The sequence below is a fragment of the Aquisphaera insulae genome (assembly GCF_011064615.1).
GTDB classification, from domain to species: Bacteria; Planctomycetota; Planctomycetia; order Isosphaerales; family Isosphaeraceae; genus Aquisphaera; species Aquisphaera insulae.
In genome coordinates this window covers 92,392-110,212 of sequence record NZ_JAALJH010000004.1, presented here as the reverse complement: position 1 = coordinate 110,212, position 17,821 = coordinate 92,392, and the positions used below count along the sequence as shown (strand labels likewise).

Sequence of the window (17,821 nt, the reverse complement as noted above, 5' to 3'; positions counted from 1 at the left end):
CATCGGTGGCCGGCCTCGTCGGCACGGTGGTAGGATCCAGCACGGACGCGACCCAGACCTCTCCACCGGCGGGCCCGACGATGGCGAATCGACCGACCCTCTACATCCTGGACGCCTACTCCCTCATCTTCCAGGTCTTCCACGCCATCCCGGACATGACCGGCCCGGCCGGCCAGCCGACGAAGGCGGTCTTCGGCATCTTCCGCGACATGCTCAACATCCTCCGCGACCGCAAGCCGGACTTCCTGGCCGCGGCGTTCGACGGCGCGGGGCGGGTCTTCCGGTCGGATATCTTCGAGGACTACAAGGCGAACCGGTCCGCGATGCCCGACGACCTGGTCCCCCAGATCCCGGTCATTCGCCGGGTCATCGAGGGCTTCGGGGTCCCGGTGCTGATGGAGCCCGGGATGGAGGCGGACGACGTCATCGCCACCCTGGCCCGCCGGGGCGAGGAGAGGGGCCTGGACGTCCTGATCTGCACCGCCGACAAGGACGCCCGCCAGCTCCTGACCGATCACATCCGGATCCTGAACCTCCGCAAGAACGCGATCATGGACATCCCCGCCCTCGAGAAGGAATGGGGACTCCGACCCGACCAGGTGGTCGATTTCCTCTCCCTCACGGGCGACTCCGTGGACAACGTCCCGGGCGTGCCCGGCATCGGGCCGGTCACCGCCACCGCCCTGCTTCGGCAATTCGACACGCTCGAGAACCTGCTGGCCGGGATCGACCAGGTGAAGGGGGCCAAGAAGCAGCAGAGCCTCCGCGAGCACGCCGAGACCGCCCGTCGCGCCCGCCGGCTCGTGGCCCTGCGGGAGGACCTCCCGCTGGCCCTCGACTGGGACGCGCTCAAGACCAAGCCCCCGGACCTCGCGACCCTCAAGGCGCTCTGCATCGAATGCGGCTTCCACGGCTTCCTCAACGAGCTCCGGGCCGCCGCGCCCGAGGCCGCGCAGGCCGCGGCCCCCCCCTGGGAGGCCACCTACCACGCGGTGGACACGCCCGAGGCGTTCGAGGCGTTCGTTGACGATTTGCGCAAGCAGCCGAGATTCGCCCTCGACACCGAGACCACGGACACCGACCCCCTGCGGGCGTCGCTCGTCGGCCTCTCCTTCGCCTGGAAGGCGGGGGAGGCGTATTACATCCCGGTCCGGGGGCCGATCCACTGCAAGGTGCTCGACCCGGCCATGGTCCTGGACCGGTTGCGGCCGATCCTCGCCGACCCGAAGACGGAGAAGATCGGCCAGAACATCAAGTACGACATGCTCGTCCTCGGGCGGGCCGAGACGCCCGTCGGGGGGCCGATCACGGACTCCATGATCCTCAGCTACCTGCTCGAGAGTGGCGAGCGGAATCACGGCCTCGACCAGCTCGCCGATCGGCTCCTCGGGCACAAGATGATCCCCATCAGCGACCTCATCGGCAAGGGGAAGAAGCAGCTCCGGATGGACCAGGTGGACGTCTTCAAGGTCGTCGAATACGCCGGCGAGGACGCCGATGCCACCTGGCGGCTCGAGGAGATCCTGGCGGCCAGGGTCCGCGACGAGGGGCTCTGGAAGCTCTACCAGGACGTCGAGCGCCCCTTGATCTCGATCCTCGCCCGCATGGAAGACGCGGGCGTGAAGGTGGACGCGGCCCGGCTGAAGGAGCTCTCGGCCGACTTCGGCGCCCGGCTGTCGGCCCTCGAGGAGGACATCTACAAGCACGCCGGCGGGCCCTTCAACATCAACTCGGCGCCCCAGCTCCGCGAGATCCTCTTCGAGAAGCTCAGGCTGCCGACCGTCTCCAAGACGCCGGGCGGCGAGCAGAGCACGGCCCAGGAGGTGCTCGAGGAGCTCGCCCACAAGCACCCCCTGCCCGCCCTGCTGCTCCGGCACCGGCAGCTCTCCAAGCTCAAGAGCACCTACCTGGACGCCCTCCCCGAGCTGATCCACCCGGAGGACGGCCGGATCCACGCCTCCTTCAACCAGAGCGTGGCGGCGACGGGGCGGCTCAGCTCCAGCGACCCGAACCTCCAGAACATCCCCGTCCGCACCGAGGAGGGGAAGCAGATCCGCCAGGCGTTCGTCGCCCGCGAGGGCTGCAAGCTCCTCACGGCCGACTACTCCCAGATCGAGCTCCGGATCCTGGCACATTACTGCGGCGACCCGGCGCTCGTGCGGGCCTTCGAGCTGGACCACGACATCCACTCCGCGGTCGCGGCCAAGATCTACGGCGTCCCCGAGACGGCCGTGGACTCGGCGATGCGGCGGGTCGCGAAGACGGTGAACTTCGGCGTCATCTACGGCCTGAGCGCCTTCGGCCTGGCGGGCCGGCTGGGGATCCCGCAGGCCCAGGCCGCGGAGTTCATCGAGGCCTACTTCCGCGACTTCGCCGGGGTGGACCGGTTCATCACCGAGACCCTGGAGAAGGCCCGCGACGACGGCCGGGTGGAGACGATCCTCGGCCGTCGCCGGCCGATCAACGGCATCAAGAACACGACCGGCCGGAGCCGCAACCTGGCCGAACGGACCGCCGTGAACACCGTGATCCAGGGCTCCGCCGCGGATCTCATCAAGATGGCCATGATCCGGATCGACGAGCGGCTCGGCGCCGAGAGGCTGAAGTCGCGGATGATCCTCCAGATCCACGACGAGCTCGTCTTCGAGGTGCCGGAGGAAGAGGTGAACCGGCTGGCCGGCCTCGTCGCTCACGAGATGACCACGGCCCTGGCGCTCAAGGTGCCGCTCAAGGTGGACCTGGCCGCCGGGCCGAACTGGCTGGATGTCGAAGATATCGAGGTGAAGCCCGGATGATCCGTGGGGGCGACTCGGTCGGCGTCATTTCGGATCTTCGAGGAGTCGCTTCATGGGCCGGGGGAAATACTCGTCCCAGGCGAGGTCGTACGAGGATTCGAGCGGCGCGGGCACGTAATAGCCGGGGCCGAGGAAGAGCGGCATTTCAGGCAGGGTCTGGCCGACGGCCACGGGCTCGACATAGGCCGTCAACGGCGGTCCGGCGTCATAGGAGGCGACGGTCAGGGGGCGGTCCGGCGGCAGGACGAACTCACCTCCGGTAAGCTCATCCCAGAGTGCCCCGTGAATTCCCTGTGGATCCCGACGACCCGGCGGGAACAGATCGATCGCCATGAAGTGAACCCCCTGGCTGACCAGATCTGCGGCCTTCTCCAGGAAACTCCGAATCTGGCTCCTCGCCGCCTTGTTCCCAGGAGAGATGATCTCGATGACCGCGACAACATCCCCGTGAGTGTGGCGGACGGAGACCCGGTCCGCCTTCTGGGCGTAGATGATCCCCTCGGCCGTCTCGATGTGACGGACGCGAGGAGGAACGACGGCGACGGCGAGGCCTTCACCCCCCCTTTCCGGCAGATCCATCCCCACCGCGTTTTCCAGGGCCAGGACGTCCGGGATCGGTCCCCGGATGGACTGCTCCGGGATGGCGAAGTACCCGGAGGGCAAGACGCCCCGATTGAGCCCCCTGCAAAGCGTCGAGATCCAGGATTGATGGAACGCGTGGAATAGTCCGGCATCGACGCGGGTCCAGTCGTGGATGGGCATGACGATGTTCTCCACGGAAAGGGCTCGATTCCCTCATCCAGATTACAAGGGAGAAGCAGACCCAGTCGAGGACCTTTCCGCCTTGTTCGTTTTTGAATCCGGCGCGAGGAAACCCATTGCAGGCTTCCGGGCCGTGGCGTATAAAGAGGGAGTACGAAAGAATTGAGCCGTCGCTGATCCGCCGATTCCCCGTCACACGTCGCATCCCCTCTTCCGCAGACTTCCCCACGACAAGACCTGCGAGTGGCTGGAGGATGACGGCACCAGGTAACTTTCGGGAACCCACCTTCCTGAGCAGACGTGCGCAATGCCCGATCGCAGGGCCTGCGGCACGAATCGCGGATCACGGCTTCTCGTGCGAACGCCCGAATGACCTCGTCACCACGGCGATGACACGTTTGAGCACCCTTTGATCGCTCTGCGGCGAGCCCGCCGTGCGGAGCCGTCCTCCGCCGGGCGGATGACCATCCCGCGAGCCCGAATGATCCTCGTGCGAGTCCTCGGAATCGTCATGTCGTCCTCGTCCCTATTCGCCCTCGATGACACGTCGGCCCCGCGCCCGGGGCCGGCCGCCGCCATCCCCGTGATCGGCCTGATCGGCGCGATCGGCGGCGGCAAGAGCACGGTCGCCGCGATGCTCCTCGATCGCGGCGCGGCGGTCATCGATGCGGACGCGGTCGGCCACAGGGTCCTGGACCTGCCGGCGATTCGCGCCCGACTCCGAGACCGGTTCGGGCTCGAGGTGATCGGCGAAGACGGCCGGGTGGATCGGGGCGTCCTCGGCCGGATCGTCTTCGCCGATGAGGGCGCCCGCAGGGACCTCGAGGCGATCGTCCACCCCGAGATGCGGCGGGATTTCGAGCGCACCATCGCGGAACAGGGCGCCGGCGGCCGCGTCCTCGCCGTGATCCTCGACGCCGCGATCCTGCTCGAGGCGGGCTGGGATGTCCTCTGCGATCGGATCGTCTTCGTGGACGCCCCGTGGGAGACGCGGCTGGAACGCGTCTCCCGCAATCGCGGCTGGACGGCCGACATGCTCCGGGCCCGCGAGGCCGCCCAGTGGCCGCTCGCGGACAAGCGAGCCAGGGCGGACCGGATTCTCACCAACGATCGAGGGCGAGCCGAGCTGGAGCGGGCCGTCGATCACCTGCTCCAGGACGTCGCCGCTCCGACCGCCCCCCGAAAATGAGATGATCCACCCCGTGGTCTTACTCCCCAGGATTCCCCGGCAATGATCCCCGATGACTGAACTGGTCCCCGTCAACAATCCTCGTGCAAGAATCCCGTCCCCGCGTCGTCGGGGGGCTCCGGCCGCGATCGCATACATCGCCGCCCCCGGGGGCCCTCGACGCGAGTCTGCCTCACGTCGAGCCCCATCCTCAAACCGACGGCTCGAGCCGAGCATCCGTTTCGACTGAACAGGAGTCTGGAAGAACATGGGCAACGAGACCCGTCCCCGCCGGGAGGGCACCGGAACCTCCCGCATCCGCAAGTCCAGCAGCCCCCCTCCGCCTCCCCCCGCGGACGACCCGGCCGGCCCCGCCTTCTCGGCCCCCAGCGAGACGCCCGCCCCGCCGGTCGAGCCCCCGACGTACCGCGCCCCGCGCGAGCCTTATCGCGAGGAGGGGCCCGCGGATCGCGAGCCGATCCGCTTCATCCGCGATCGCGAGCCGCTCCGCGAGCGCGTCGAGCGGGAGCGCGAGCCGGGCGGGGGGCTCTCGATCCGCGAGCGACTCGCCCGCGAGCGAGACCGGGATCGCGACCGCGACGCCGGCCCGGCCCACCACGAAGGGATCCCCTTGAACCGGGATCGCGACCGCGAGCCGCGGCCCGTGGCCCGCGCCCGCGATGCCGAGCCCGCCGCCGTGCCGGAGCCCCGCGACCGCTTTGATCGCGAGCCTTCCTTCAACAGCCGCGACCGGGATTACTCCGCGCCCTCCCGCATCGAGCGGACGCCCCCCCCGCCCCCGTATCAGAACCCGAATCCGAGCGACCTGCCGGCGGGAGAGTTCCCCGACGTCGAGGACGAGGACATCTTCGGCGACGCGGCGATCCACGATCGGTACGAGGACATCAAGCGCGGCGAGATCCACCTCACCGAGCTCCAGAAGATGACGATGCCCCAGCTCATCCGCACGGCGAAGTCGGAGGGCATCGCCGAGTACATGGGCCTGAAGAAGCAGGACCTCATCTTCAAGATCCTCAAGGAGCGGGTGAAGCAGAATGGCCTGATGTATGGCGAGGGGACCCTGGAGGTCCTCCCCGACGGCTTCGGCTTCCTCCGCAGCCCGGACTACAACTACCTCCCCTGCCCCGACGACATCTACGTCTCGCCCAGCCAGATCCGCCGCTTCGGCCTGAAGACCGGGGCCATCGTCTCCGGCCAGATCCGCCCGCCCAAGGAGAACGAGCGCTACTTCGCGCTCCTCCGGGTCGAGGCGATCAACTTCGAGGATCCGGACAAGCTCAGCGAGAAGGTCGGCTTCGACGACCTCACCCCGCTCCACCCGCAGGGCCGGATCAACCTGGAGACGGCCAGCGAGGAGATCAACATGCGGGTGGTGGATCTCGTCACGCCGATCGGCTTCGGCCAGCGCGGGGTGATCGTCGCGCCGCCCCGGACCGGCAAGACGATCCTCCTCCAGAAGATCGCCAACAGCGTGCTGACCAACCACCCCGAAGCCTACGTGATGGTCCTCCTCATCGACGAGCGGCCCGAGGAAGTGACCGACATGGAGCGGTCGGTCAAGGGCCCGACCGCGGAGGTCATCAGCTCGACCTTCGACGAGCCCGCCTCGCGGCACGTCCAGGTCGCCGAGATGGTCATCGAGAAGGCCAAGCGGATGGTCGAGTTCGGCAAGGACGTCGTGATCCTCCTGGACTCGATCACGCGGCTGGCGCGGGCCTACAACACGGAGGCCCCGCACTCCGGCAAGATCCTCACCGGCGGCATCGACGCCACGGCCCTCCAGAAGCCCAAGCGGTTCTTCGGCGCGGCCCGGAAGATCGAGGAGGCCGGCTCGCTGACCATCCTGGCCACCGCCCTGGTGGACACCGGCAGCCGGATGGACGACGTGATCTTCGAGGAATTCAAGGGGACCGGCAACATGGAGCTGCACCTCGACCGGCGGCTCGTGGACAAGCGGGTCTGGCCGGCCATCGACGTGAACAAGTCGGGCACCCGCCGCGAGGAGCTGCTCATGGACGCCGAGGAGCTGCGGAGGGTCTGGATCCTCCGCCGCGTCCTCAACGACATGAACCCCGTGGAAGCCATGGAGATGCTCACCGGGCGGATGAAGAAGTCGAAGACCAACGCCGAATTCCTGATGAGCATGAACCTCACCTGAGCGGAGCGGCAACCGGGAAGCGGCCGCGCGGCGATGCGGATGCTCGCCGCCCCGGCCGCCGACCGCGGCCGATGATCGATGGCGATCCTGGAAGGCGACTTCTCACCCCCGCCGGGCCGGTTCGCGATCGTCGCGGCCCGATTCAACCGGCTCGTGACCGAGGCCCTCTGGGCCGGGTGCCGTGACGCGTTCGTGCGCCACGGGGTCCCCGACGAGCGGCTCGACCTGGTGTGGGTACCCGGCTCGTTCGAGATCCCCCTGGTGGCCCGCCGGCTCGCCGCCGGGGGAGACTATGCGGCGGTCATCTGCCTCGGCTGCGTGATCCGGGGCGAGACCGGCCATTACGACCATGTCGCCGGCCAGGCCGCCGCCGGCATCATGCAGGCGGGGCTCGCCACGAGCGTCCCCGTGATCTTCGGCGTCCTCACGACGGAGACCGTGGACCAGGCCCTCGACCGCGCCGGCCTCAAGTCCGGCAACAAGGGAGCCGACGCCGCGCTCGCGGCGATCGAGATGGTCAACCTGCTGAGGAAGCTCCCCTGATGTGTTGAGACGAGGCCCGCACGATGACCAAGGCCCTGCTGCCCCAACCTTTCTGGTTCCGACTCTCGGCCTCCGCACCTCGCGTCGAGGCGATGCCCAGGCCCGGCAAGGACGGCCCCCTCCTCGACCTGTCGGCCGCCTGCGGCCTGCCCGATTTCGCGGCCCTCGACGGCCGGACCTCGTGGGCCTCGGTCCGCGTGGGCTGGAACTCGCAGGGGCTCGGGATCGCGGTCATCGCCGACGGCCGGGCGAAGGTTTCCGACCGTCCTGAGGGCTTCGCGGACATCCACCTCTGGGTCGACACCCGCGATACCCGCAACGTGAGCCGCGCGACGCGGTTCTGCCACCGGTTCTCCGCCCGGCTGGTCCTCCGGCCCGACCGCAAGACCCTGGTCGTCGATATCGGTCAGCGGGCCATCTCCCGAGCCGTGGCCGATGCGCCGATTTGCAACCCGGAGGACCTCTCGTCTCGAGCCGCGGTGACCAAGGGAGGCTGGACGTTCGAGGTCTTCCTCCCGTCGAAGGTGCTCAACGGATTCGACCCGGAAAACAACCGTCGCCTCGGCCTGGCCTACCAGGTCTCCGACCACGAACGCGAGGACCAGTTCCTGGGCGTCGGGCGCGATTTCCCGATCGGCGAGAACCCCGGCCTCTGGGCCGCGCTCGAGCTGAAGCCGTGATACAATGGGCTCTTCACGCCAGTCCGAGTCCGGCGCGACGCCGCCCGCGGACCATTCGAGAGGAGCCTTGTCATGCCCGAATTCGCCTATCAGGATCCCTTCCCCCTGGAGCCCGACTCGACCCGCTATCGCCACCTCGGCTCGGATCTCGTCTCGACGGCCAACTTCGACGGGGAGGAGATCCTTCGGATCAAGCCGGAAGCCCTCACCCTCCTCGCCCGCGAGGCGCTCCGCGACGTGTCGTTCCTGTATCGGCCATCCCACCTGCAGGAGGTGGCCGCGATCCTCGACGACCCCGAAGCCTCGCCGAACGACAAGGGCGTGGCCATCGCGCTGCTGCGGAACGCGGCCGTCGCCTCCGGCTTCCAGCTCCCGATGTGCCAGGACACCGGCACCGCCACCGTGATCGGCAAGAAGGGCCAGAAGGTCTGGACGGGCGTCAGGGACGAGGAATACCTCTCGAAGGGGATCTACGAGACCTATCAGAAGGAGAACCTCCGCTACTCGCAGACGATCCCCGTCTCGATGTACGAGGAGATCAACTCCGGCACGAACCTGCCCGCGCAGATCGACATCCTGGCCACGGCCGGGGATAGCTACTCATTCCTCTTCGTCGCCAAGGGGGGCGGCTCGGCGAACAAGTCGTACCTCTACCAGGAGACCAAGGCGCTGCTGAACCCGGCGAGCCTGGAGAAGTTCCTCAGGGAGAAGCTCCGTTCCCTGGGAACCGCCGCCTGTCCCCCGTACCACCTGGCGGTCGTCATCGGCGGCACCTCGGCCGAGGCGACGATGAAGACCGTGAAGCTCGCGAGCGCCCACTACCTTGACGGGCTGCCGACCACCGGCAACAAGCTGGGCCGGGCCTTCCGGGACCCGGAGATGGAAGCGAAGGTGATGGAGATCGCCCGCAAGAGCGGGATCGGCGCCCAGTTCGGCGGCAAGTACTTCGCCCTGGATGCCCGCGTGATCCGCCTCCCCCGCCACGGCGCGAGCTGCCCCGTCGGGCTCGGCGTCTCCTGCTCGGCCGACCGGAACATCAGGGCCAAGATCAACAAGGATGGCATCTGGCTCGAGGAGCTGGAGCGGGATCCGGCCCGTTTCATCCCGCCCCAGTATCGCTCGGGGCTCGGTGCCGAGCACGGCGTGAAGGTGGACCTCAACCGGTCGATGGGCGAGATCCTCGGCGAGCTGACGCGATACCCGATCTCGACCCCGTTGAAGCTGAGCGGCACGATCATCGTCGCCCGCGACATCGCCCACGCCAGGATCAAGGAGCGGCTGGACAGGGGCGAGGGGATGCCCCAGTACCTGAAGGATCATCCCGTCTACTACGCCGGCCCGGCCAAGACCCCCGCGGGCGCGCCCTCCGGCTCGTTCGGCCCGACCACGGCCGGCCGGATGGACAGCTACGTGGACCTCTTCCAGGCCAACGGGGGCTCCATGGTGATGATCGCCAAGGGGAACCGGTCCCAGGCCGTGACCGACGCCTGCAAGAAACACGGCGGCTTCTACCTCGGCTCGATCGGGGGCCCCGCCGCGATCCTGGCGAAGGAGAACATCAAGAAGGTCGAGCTCCTCGAGTATCCGGAGCTCGGCATGGAGGCCGTCTACAGGATCGAGGTCGTCGACTTCCCGGCGTTCATCCTGGTCGACGACAAGGGGAATGACTTCTTCCAGCAGCTTCCCGTCCTGTCCTAGGTCGAAGGGAGAGATCCATGGCGAGCGCGATCGAAACCGCGACCGCAATCGGTACTGTGACCGTGCCCGCCGGGATCTCCTTCGGCGACCTGCACAGGATGACCGTCGATCGCGACGAGCAGCTCGCCGCCAGCGGCGTGCTTGACGATCCGCGTCGAGCTGCTCGATGGTCCTGAATACGAGGGGTACGCAGGCTCGCATCGGGGAATGTCCCATCGCGTCTCTCGGGCCATCTCCGCGGCCCTCGCGTTCGCGTCTTCGTCAGGGCCCGATCACCGAAACAGACGATAGGTACGGAGCATCACGTTTCGATCCGCCTATACGGTCCGAATGGTCTTCGATGGACACTCAGGGGCCAGTGGCTCTTCGGTCGGGTCAGCAAAGCTTCACCGGTCGATGGCTTCGGCCCAGTCGCGATCGGCGACATTGATGGGGAGCCGCTCGGGCAGCGGGAGCTCGTGGCGGACGATCATATCGAAGCGACCCAGACGATAGGTGAGCTCGAAGGCCTCGGCGAGGTCAAGCTTGACGTCGGCCTCGGGGGCCCGGAGCGGGATGGGGATCGAGGGGAGAGGCTGCCGAAGGCCCCAGGAGTAGACCTGGGCGTTGGGTCGGTCTTCGGCGCGGGCGACGATTGCGTGATAGCGTCCGGCTTCGAGGGCCCTTCCCATGGGAGGCGGATCCCCGTCGAGGAGGAGGTCGAGCTCGACGAGGTTGATGGGTCGGTCGAGGAGGGCGTTCCGTTTCTCGACATACTCCCTGTAACCGATGCCGGCCTTATTGGTGGGGGAGAGGATCTCGACGACGGTGACCAGGTCGAGATCGGGCAGGACCTTGATCTCGATCCAGCGGCGGCGGATCTCGACGGAGTCACGGGCCAGGGGAATGGTGACCGGCTCGAGCGTGGCGATGCCCCCGCCCTCGGGGTCCGTGAAGACGGCCGGATGCGGCTGGTCGCGTCGCCTGGCGACCAGGAGGTCGGGAACGCGCTGGCCTGGCGAGTCTTCCGGACTGATCATCACGACGCGGGTTTCGATCTGAGCCAGGTAATTGCCGGGGAGATGCTGATTAAGAAGTTGGGAGCAATACGTGATCATCGGGGCATGAAATCCCTCCCATAGCCCGAGGGCCTCGATGTACGGATCCATGCCGGGGAAGGGACTGGGCATCGGGGGATCTCCTCGGGAGGAAATCGCTTCAGCTACGCTCCATTGTATCTCCCGGGCCATGGATCCGACAGACGCTCCGCATTAGCGCCTGATCATCGTCCTGCGGCCATCCTCCTCGCGGAGGGCCAGGCTGGGGGCGTCGTCGTCCTCGGCCGGCTCGGCGGCCGGGGACGCGGAGGCCGTCAGCGTGACCTGGTGCCATGACCGCCAGGCGCGATCGAGCTCGCGGACGTTGGCGAGGCCGTAATGGTCGTGGGTCGCTGCGTCCCAGCCCCCTTTCAGGCCGTCGCGGACGAAGCGGAGGAACCGCGGCCGGCCCCCCATCTCGACGAGGAATCGGGAGATGGAATAGCCCTGGCCGTAGAACGACATCAGGTCCTTCGGGTACTCGTCGATGACGAAGAGGCGGGCCAGCGCGATTTCTCCGCGGCGGGCCAGGAGGTCCGCGGCGATCTGGTCGTGCCGCTTCCGCTCCCGGTCATCCTCGGAAAGGAGCGAGGCCCCCTCGTCGGCCCACCGAGGCATCGGGGCGCCGAAGTAGGCGGCGAAGATCGTGTGGGTGACCTCGTGAGGGAGCGACGAGGCCAGGATCCGGTCCAACCGGCCCTCGACGCTCATGCTCTGGTCGGTCACCTTGCCGCCGTTGAAGCCGAAGGAGGTCAGGCCGCCGGCCTCGCCGCCGGTCAGCTTCACCTTGATCGGACACGGCCTGGACCAGTCCGGGAGCTCATGACCCAGCCAGTCCCGCGCGAACGCGAGTCGACAGCTCTCGGCGTGCTCGGCGACCTTCCTGGCGACCGCGGGGGTCGGGGCCTCCACCACGAAATTGGCGGTCCGGTGGGAGGCGCCGCAAAGGAACGGGAGTCCGCCGAGGATCAGCAGGGAGACCCCGGGGACGCGACCCGCCGATCGCCGGTGATTGTCCGCCATGCTCGTAGCTCCTCCATGAGCGCAGGGCCGGGCCGGTCGCTCCTGCGAATGGCCCGGATTTCGTCGAGGCCGGGGACTCTAGCAGAAACGCCCGGCCATGTCCTCCCGACCTTCCTCCTCCAAATCGAGGTTGCGGCACGATGGCGGGAGTGGGGAATGGATGGGGGTTATTCCGGCGATGCCGCATGCGAGCGAGCATATTGGCGATCGTGTCCATAATAGGTTCATGAAAACCGGCTCGCCGGGCCGATGATGGAATGGCCGGGCAAGAGGCACGGGGCCGCAGAAATCTGCAACTCTCGTCAATCCCGGCACGCTCGATGACCGGACGTCGCGGACGTTGATCCGGAGCGCCCGGCTTGAGTTTTCGGAACGGAACAGGACCGCACGGAGGAGGATCTCTATGGCAACCGCGCGATTGCGCCTTTTCCCCTACAACGAAGAGCGAGCGGAGGATATCCACGCCCCGTCGATTTCCGTTCGCCTGGCGGATCTCTATCCCCTCCTGGCCCAGGCCTACCGAGACAACTTCCTCTGGCTGCGCGACTTCGAAGATGACGAGCTGATGGTCAGCAGCGACCTGTACGAGGTCATCCGCGCCTTCTCCAACTGCCGCCCCTCCGCCTGAGCGGCCCGGGACGCCCGGCACCCCGCCCCCCGGACCCGGTCCGGGGGGGCGGGAACGTTGCGTCCGGTCGGATTCACCCGCCTCGACGGCGCGATCTCTCGGTTCTCGGGAGCATTTACCTTGCCTGGGGGGCTTCGGGTCCCTACTCTAGGGACCTCAGGCCACCTTCACCCGCACCCTTTCAGCGGGCGTTGCGCCTCCTCCCGAGCTTGCATGATGAGCACCAGGAAGCCGAATACCGAAGACGCGTTCACCATCGAGCGGCACGGCGAGATCACCGTGATCGTGGCGACACCGGCCCTCGAACGGCTCAAGTTCGGCCTCGAGGAGCAGGCGGCGGAGCTGATCCTGCGCCCCCTGGAGCGGGTGGAGATCCCGCTCATCATCTTCGATCTCAGCCGCGTGGATTTCTTCGGCTCGATGTTCCTCGCCCTCCTCATCCGCTGCTGGAAGCTCGCCCTCTCTCGGGGCGGATCGATGGCGCTTTCGGGCGTGACCCCGAGGACTCGCGAGTTGCTCCGCATCACCTCGCTGGATATCGTCTGGCCTATTTATGCGACTCGCCAGGAAGCGATCGAGGCCTTCGAGCTCGATTGAGTCCACCTCGTCCCCGCGAGGCCGTCCCCTCGCTCGCCCGACCCGTTCCCCGCCGGGAGGGTGGCTGCGCGAGCCGTTGACAGGCTTCGTCCCCAGACCCATGATGATGATGATGGAGGGCCGGCGAATCCTCTCGGGATCGCAAGTCGCCGTCGCCTTTTCGCCCGCCGGAGCGCAGCCGACATGGGTATCTATGACCGCGAGTACTATCGTGGTGAAGGAGGAGGTCCGGGCTGGTTCGGCGGCGTATCGCCCTGGTGCAACACCCTGATCATCATCAACGTCGCCGCCTTCCTGCTGATGAATTCCCTGGGCGGGGACTCGCCGTTGTTCACGGACTGGCTCGAGGCCTCTCCCTGGGGCATCTTCCATCAGGGGCGGATCTGGCAGCTCTGGACCGCGACCTTCCTGCATGACACCCGGGATATCTGGCATCTCGTCTTCAACATGCTCTTCCTCTGGTTCGTCGGGCGCGAGATGGAATCGCTCTACGGCGGCCGCGACTTCCTGGCCTTCTATCTGGCCTCGGCGGGCGTGAGCACCCTCGGCTGGGCCCTGCTCCACGAATTCGGCCCGAAGGGCGGCCAGTTCTATCACCTCCTCGGGGCCTCCGGGGCGGTCATGGCGGTGGTCACCCTCTTCACCCTCTATTTCCCGCGACGCGAGATCCTCCTCTTCTTCTTCCTGCGGATGCCGATGTGGGTGGCACTCGCCATCTTCCTCCTGCTCCCGCTGGTGCGACCGGAGCGCAACGTTGCCTATGAGGCCCACCTCATCGGCGCCGCCTTCGCCTTCGTTTACAAGCAGTTCGACCTCCGCTGGTCAAGGCTGGTGGGCGGCCGGTTCCGCAGGCCCAGGCTCCGGATCGTGAAGCCCGTCCCGGTCGAGAACCCCCGCTCCAGGCCCTCGGGCACGAGCCGTTCGGGCGGCGAGGGACTCGGCTCCAGGCCTTCTCCGGTGACCGTGATACCGGAAGAGCAGCTCGACGCCCGGCTCGATGAGGTCCTCGCCAAGATCGCCCGGGAAGGCCGCTCCGCGCTGACCGAGGACGAGAATCGGATCCTCCAGGAGGCGAGCCGCCGAGCCCGCAGCAAGCGGAGCGATCGCCTGTGAGCGCCCTCCACGGAGTCACCGTCCGGGACGCCCTGCTCGCCGATCGGCCGGTGATCGTCGAGTACAATCGGCTCCTCGCGCTCGAGACCGAACAGAAGCAGCTCGACCTCGAAAGCCTCGATCGAGGGGTCGCCATGGCCCTCTCCGACCCCGACCGGCTTCGTTACTGGGTCGCGGAGGTCTCGGAGCCGACCGGTCCCCGCGTCGTCGGCCAGACCGCGATCACCCGCGAGTGGAGCGACTGGCGAAATGGCTGGATCTGGTGGCTCCAGAGCGTCTATGTGGATGCCGAGCACCGCGGCCGCGGCGTCTTCAGGGCCCTGTTCGGCCATCTCCGCGCCGAGGCCCTCGCCACCCCGGACGTCATCGGCGTTCGACTCTACGTCGAGAACGCCAACCATCGGGCGCAGCGCACCTACGAGGCGCTCGGGATGAAGCCGGGCGGATACAGCGTGCTGGAGGAGCTCTGGATCCACGGTCCCCGCCCCTCGCGGTGATCCTTCCCTTCAGTCTCCGAAGGCCTCGAGCTCGCCGCACGAGGAGAACGCCTGGCTGGGCTTGTCCCCCTTCGCGGGCGAGCCGACGACCCTGACCGCGGCGACGGACAGCGGCGTCGCCAGCTTCAGCTCGAACGACCGGCCGTCCTTCAGGTCGCCGTCGTCGGTCGCCGTCGTGGCCGGATAGCCGGCCAGCTCGCCGACCGTCTCCCAGGCCCCGTCCCTGGTGCGCCTGACCTGGACTCTGGGCCGGCCCTTGCTGGCGTCGAACCAGCCCCCATCGTGGAAGCTATGCCCGTGCGTGAAGACGACCCGGGTGATCCGCGAGGGCTCTGCCAGGGTCACGGAGTACCAATCGTCGTCGGCCGGACGGGAATCATAAGTCACGACGAACGTCGCCGGATCGCCGTCCACGATGGAGCCTTCCTGGTTCCCCGGCCGCGACCGGCCCTCTTCGCCGTCCCCCAGCAGGGAGGCCGTCGGCCTTGCCGGCTCTCCTGGGCTCCGGAACCAGACCCGGAACCGGCCGCCGGTCGAGCCCGCGTCGGCGAACGGGACGAACACCGCCTGGTGCGCCTTGCCGTGACGGTCGGCAACCTGCCCCAGGAAGGCCAGGTTGAACCCTCGGGCGCGGGTCAGCCTCGCGACCGGCTCAATCAGGCCGATCGCTGGGGAGGCCGCGAGGCCGGGATTGAGCGCCTCATCATGGGCCAGCACGAAGGGCCCGTAGGAGAGGAAGGCCCGCCCGTGGTTGTTCGGTCCGCCCTGGTCTCCGATCTTCGCGGAGAACGAGTAGCCCAGCAGGATCCGGTCCCCGTCCTTCCAGTCCTTGACCGGCACGGAAGCCCAGCCCCCGGAAGGGAGGGCCTCGATGGTCTGTCCTCCCGCCGCGACGGTGAGTCGCTCGGTCCAATACGGCACGCGAACTCGGATGCCGAAGCGGGCCGGCGAGGCCGCGCGAATGGTCAGCACGGACACACCGTCCTCGGGGAACCCGCCGGACTGGATCACCCCGACCTCGACGCCGCCGAGCTTCGCCGCGACCCGTGAGCTCTCCAGTGTGTTCAAGACCAGCACGTCGCCGCCCTCGCCCGCGGCCCGGAAATAGGCCGACTGGACGGCCAGGGCCATCCCCCGCGGCCCGCTCGAGTGGCAGCAGTTGATGCCGGCGTCATACGGCTTCTTGCCCTCCAGGGGCGTGTAGTAGCACCAGTCGTTTCCTTCGGGATTCTGGGCGGCGGCCAGATGGTTGTAGACCGACCGGTCGAGCTCGTTGGCGAACCGGACGTCGCCCGTGAGGCGGAGCAACTGGAGGTTGAGCTGGATCCATGTCGTCGTCACGCAGGTCTCGCCCACGTTGGCCGAGGGCTGAGTGGGCAGGACCAGGTCACGCTGGAAGTGCTCGTGGGAGCTGGTGCTGCCGGTCACGTAGAGTCGATGGGCGACGACGTCCTGCCAGGCACGGACCAGGTCGCGATCGACCATGTCCCGATCCCCGGTCGCCCTGGCGAGCTCGCAGAGCCCTACCAGGTTCGAGAGCATCTCGTAAGCCTTGCCGTTGGCGGTCGCGTTCAATCCCTTGCCGGCGCGGATCGCGGCCAGGATGCCCGCGCCGCCGGGCTCGTCCCAGGACTTGACGATGTATCTCGCGAACTCCAGGTAGCGCGTCTCGCCCGTGAATCGGTAGAGGAGCACGATCGGCTCCAGCACGCTGGTGGCGGCCATGCCCATGTGCGTGCCGGCGTCCCTGATGCTCCGCCTCGCCGGGAAGGTGGCCAGCAGCAGGTCCGCCATCCGGCGGCAGCAGTCGAGGGCGGCGGCGTTGCCGGTGTACTGATGGTAGGTCAGGAGCCCGATCAGGTTATACTTGTGCGACCAGACGTCCCAGTCCGCGCCCTCGTAGAGGCCGAACCGCTTCTCCGGGACGTAGGTCCCGAGGTATCCGTCGGGCTCCTGGCAGGCGATGAGGTCCGCGGCCGCCCGGTCCAGCTTCGCCTTCAAGTACGGGTCGCCCGTGTTGACCCAGGCGAGCGTCGCGGCGTGCAGCCACTTGCCGATGTGCTCGCCGATCCAGGGATGGCCGCCCGGCCTCTTGCGGTAGCCGGCGAGCAGGGGTTCGGTGTCCACGTTCCTCAGCCGTTGGGTCTCGTTGGCGGCGATTCGGGCCCCGAGCCAGCCCTCGACCGTGACCTGCGAGGGTGAGAGGATCTCCAGCCTGTCCCCAAGGCCGGGGGGTACGACGAAGGGGACGGGCGTCTGAGCGGCCGGATCCCCGGGCGTGAGGAGCGCCAGGCAGGCCGCGGAGAGGAGACTGAGCATGGGGGATGTCCTTGGTGGGGAAACCGGGGAGCGAACCGGATTATGCCCCCGTCCTTGTGGTCCGATCAAGGACCGGGCAGGATGATAGCCCTCGGGTCCGGGGGACGGGAGGGGCCGCGATGGGCGTGGCGGGCGTGATCCTCTGCGGTGGAGAGAGCCGTCGGATGGGGCGGCCCAAGGCATGGCTCCCCCTGGGCCCCGAGTGCTTGCTCCAACGGGTGGTTCGGATCGTCGGCGAGGTCGCGTCCCCGATCGTCGTCGTTGCCGCCCCCGACCAGGTGCTCCCCCCGCTCGCCCCGGGGCCCACGGTGGTCCGCGACGCGGTCCCCGGGGAAGGCCCCCTGCGAGGGCTGCTCACGGGCCTGACGGCCCTGCCGCACTCCGCGGAGCTTGCCTTTGCCGTCTCGACCGACGCCCCCTTCCTTCGACCCGGCTGGATCCTCCGGCTGGAGGAGCTGATCGGCGATCTCGACCTGGCCATCCCCGAGTCCGAAGGGAGGGTGCATCCGCTGGCCGCACTCTACCGGGTCCGCGCGGCCATCCCGGTGATCGAGGACTCGCTGGCGAACGGCCGGTTCCGGCTCGCGGCGCTGAAGGACCGGCTGCGGACGCGGACCGTCCCCGCCGCCGAGTTCCTCTCGATCGATCCCGAGCTCCGGTCGCTGCGCAACCTCAACACGCCGGAGGAATATGAGACGGCCCTCCGGGAGGCGGCGATCGGCCCGGCGTGAACGCCGAGGGGA

The 17,821-nt window shown here is 68.1% G+C and carries 16 protein-coding genes; 12 read left to right on the top strand and 4 right to left on the bottom strand.

All coding sequences use genetic code 11. The annotated features are described in order from the left end of the window. Positions 1–80 precede the first annotated feature (80 nt). A complete protein-coding gene (gene polA, locus G6O54_RS03875) occupies positions 81–2,795 on the top strand; it encodes a DNA polymerase I (protein ID WP_165220313.1) in 2,715 nt (904 codons plus the stop codon). 24 nt (positions 2,796–2,819) lie between these two features. Here polA and G6O54_RS03870 read toward each other — a convergent pair whose 3' ends face one another. Next, a complete protein-coding gene (locus G6O54_RS03870; RefSeq protein WP_165220311.1) occupies positions 2,820–3,557 on the bottom strand; it encodes a DUF4058 family protein in 738 nt (245 codons plus the stop codon). A gap of 481 nt (positions 3,558–4,038) precedes the next feature. Here G6O54_RS03870 and coaE point away from each other — a divergent pair, with 481 nt between their 5' ends. From coaE to G6O54_RS03840, 6 genes are all read left to right on the top strand, one after another. Further along, positions 4,039–4,746: a dephospho-CoA kinase gene (gene coaE, locus G6O54_RS03865; RefSeq protein ID WP_165220309.1), complete on the top strand. Its 708-nt coding sequence runs from the start codon at positions 4,039–4,041 to the stop codon at positions 4,744–4,746. A 247-nt stretch (positions 4,747–4,993) separates the two neighbouring features. Further along, entirely contained in the window at positions 4,994–6,904 is a 1,911-nt protein-coding gene (rho, locus tag G6O54_RS03860; RefSeq protein WP_165220307.1) for a transcription termination factor Rho, read from the top strand. Between the two features lie 78 nt (positions 6,905–6,982). Continuing rightward, positions 6,983–7,447 (top strand): 6,7-dimethyl-8-ribityllumazine synthase, encoded by a 465-nt coding sequence (gene ribH, locus G6O54_RS03855; RefSeq protein ID WP_165220305.1) that lies wholly within the window; start codon positions 6,983–6,985, stop codon positions 7,445–7,447. A gap of 23 nt (positions 7,448–7,470) precedes the next feature. After that, complete coding sequence (locus tag G6O54_RS03850) at positions 7,471–8,127, top strand: DOMON domain-containing protein (protein ID WP_165220303.1); 657 nt, start codon at positions 7,471–7,473, stop codon at positions 8,125–8,127. Between the two features lie 72 nt (positions 8,128–8,199). After that, a complete protein-coding gene (locus G6O54_RS03845; RefSeq protein WP_165220301.1) occupies positions 8,200–9,825 on the top strand; it encodes a fumarate hydratase in 1,626 nt (541 codons plus the stop codon). 17 nt (positions 9,826–9,842) lie between these two features. Next, positions 9,843–10,001 carry a hypothetical protein gene (locus G6O54_RS03840; RefSeq protein WP_165220299.1) on the top strand — a complete coding sequence of 53 codons (159 nt, stop codon included), beginning with the start codon at positions 9,843–9,845 and terminating at the stop codon, positions 9,999–10,001. Between the two features lie 210 nt (positions 10,002–10,211). On the opposite strand, the gene G6O54_RS03835 is transcribed toward G6O54_RS03840, so the two are convergent. Together G6O54_RS03835 and G6O54_RS03830 are read right to left on the bottom strand one after the other, a co-directional pair. Continuing rightward, positions 10,212–10,994: a DUF4058 family protein gene (locus tag G6O54_RS03835; RefSeq protein WP_165220297.1), complete on the bottom strand. Its 783-nt coding sequence runs from the start codon at positions 10,992–10,994 to the stop codon at positions 10,212–10,214. Positions 10,995–11,075: 81 nt separating this feature from the next. After that, complete coding sequence (locus tag G6O54_RS03830; RefSeq protein ID WP_250846706.1) at positions 11,076–11,924, bottom strand: hypothetical protein; 849 nt, start codon at positions 11,922–11,924, stop codon at positions 11,076–11,078. A 403-nt stretch (positions 11,925–12,327) separates the two neighbouring features. On the opposite strand from G6O54_RS03830, the gene G6O54_RS03825 reads away from it, so the two are divergent. The 4 genes from G6O54_RS03825 (at position 12,328) to G6O54_RS03810 (ending at position 14,759) form a co-directional block, all read left to right on the top strand. After that, on the top strand, positions 12,328–12,552 hold the full coding sequence (locus G6O54_RS03825; protein WP_165220295.1) for a hypothetical protein: 225 nt from the start codon (positions 12,328–12,330) through the stop codon (positions 12,550–12,552). A gap of 216 nt (positions 12,553–12,768) precedes the next feature. Further along, positions 12,769–13,149, top strand: a complete 381-nt coding sequence (locus G6O54_RS03820; protein ID WP_250846705.1) for an STAS domain-containing protein — start codon at positions 12,769–12,771, stop codon at positions 13,147–13,149. Between the two features lie 183 nt (positions 13,150–13,332). Continuing rightward, positions 13,333–14,262 (top strand): rhomboid family intramembrane serine protease, encoded by a 930-nt coding sequence (locus G6O54_RS03815; RefSeq protein ID WP_165220291.1) that lies wholly within the window; start codon positions 13,333–13,335, stop codon positions 14,260–14,262. Then, positions 14,259–14,759: a GNAT family N-acetyltransferase gene (locus G6O54_RS03810; protein ID WP_165220289.1), complete on the top strand. Its 501-nt coding sequence runs from the start codon at positions 14,259–14,261 to the stop codon at positions 14,757–14,759. The genes G6O54_RS03815 and G6O54_RS03810 overlap by 4 nt, the downstream gene beginning before the upstream one ends. A gap of 9 nt (positions 14,760–14,768) precedes the next feature. Here G6O54_RS03810 and G6O54_RS03805 read toward each other — a convergent pair whose 3' ends face one another. Then, positions 14,769–17,078 carry a glycoside hydrolase family 127 protein gene (locus G6O54_RS03805; protein ID WP_165220287.1) on the bottom strand — a complete coding sequence of 770 codons (2,310 nt, stop codon included), beginning with the start codon at positions 17,076–17,078 and terminating at the stop codon, positions 14,769–14,771. 119 nt (positions 17,079–17,197) lie between these two features. Between G6O54_RS03805 and mobA the strand changes: the two genes are divergently transcribed. Continuing rightward, the gene (gene mobA / locus G6O54_RS03800) at positions 17,198–17,809 is read left to right on the top strand and encodes a molybdenum cofactor guanylyltransferase (RefSeq protein ID WP_165220285.1); all 612 of its coding nucleotides are present in this window, start codon (positions 17,198–17,200) and stop codon (positions 17,807–17,809) included. The last annotated feature ends 12 nt before the right edge of the window (positions 17,810–17,821 follow it).

Bases quoted from the DNA above. Each gene is read 5' to 3' on its own strand.
- G6O54_RS03830 (WP_250846706.1), bottom strand. From the start codon at position 11,924: ATGGCGGACAATCACCGGCGATCGGCGGGTCGCGTCCCCGGGGTCTCC.
- G6O54_RS03845 (WP_165220301.1), top strand. From the start codon at position 8,200: ATGCCCGAATTCGCCTATCAGGATCCCTTCCCCCTGGAGCCCGACTCG.
- mobA (WP_165220285.1), top strand. From the start codon at position 17,198: ATGGGCGTGGCGGGCGTGATCCTCTGCGGTGGAGAGAGCCGTCGGATG.
- G6O54_RS03870 (WP_165220311.1), bottom strand. From the start codon at position 3,557: ATGCCCATCCACGACTGGACCCGCGTCGATGCCGGACTATTCCACGCG.
- rho (WP_165220307.1), top strand. From the start codon at position 4,994: ATGGGCAACGAGACCCGTCCCCGCCGGGAGGGCACCGGAACCTCCCGC.
- G6O54_RS03850 (WP_165220303.1), top strand. From the start codon at position 7,471: ATGACCAAGGCCCTGCTGCCCCAACCTTTCTGGTTCCGACTCTCGGCC.
- coaE (WP_165220309.1), top strand. From the start codon at position 4,039: ATGATCCTCGTGCGAGTCCTCGGAATCGTCATGTCGTCCTCGTCCCTA.
- G6O54_RS03805 (WP_165220287.1), bottom strand. From the start codon at position 17,078: ATGCTCAGTCTCCTCTCCGCGGCCTGCCTGGCGCTCCTCACGCCCGGG.
- G6O54_RS03815 (WP_165220291.1), top strand. From the start codon at position 13,333: ATGGGTATCTATGACCGCGAGTACTATCGTGGTGAAGGAGGAGGTCCG.
- polA (WP_165220313.1), top strand. From the start codon at position 81: ATGGCGAATCGACCGACCCTCTACATCCTGGACGCCTACTCCCTCATC.
- G6O54_RS03835 (WP_165220297.1), bottom strand. From the start codon at position 10,994: ATGCCCAGTCCCTTCCCCGGCATGGATCCGTACATCGAGGCCCTCGGG.
- G6O54_RS03840 (WP_165220299.1), top strand. From the start codon at position 9,843: ATGGCGAGCGCGATCGAAACCGCGACCGCAATCGGTACTGTGACCGTG.
- ribH (WP_165220305.1), top strand. From the start codon at position 6,983: ATGGCGATCCTGGAAGGCGACTTCTCACCCCCGCCGGGCCGGTTCGCG.
- G6O54_RS03825 (WP_165220295.1), top strand. From the start codon at position 12,328: ATGGCAACCGCGCGATTGCGCCTTTTCCCCTACAACGAAGAGCGAGCG.
- G6O54_RS03820 (WP_250846705.1), top strand. From the start codon at position 12,769: ATGAGCACCAGGAAGCCGAATACCGAAGACGCGTTCACCATCGAGCGG.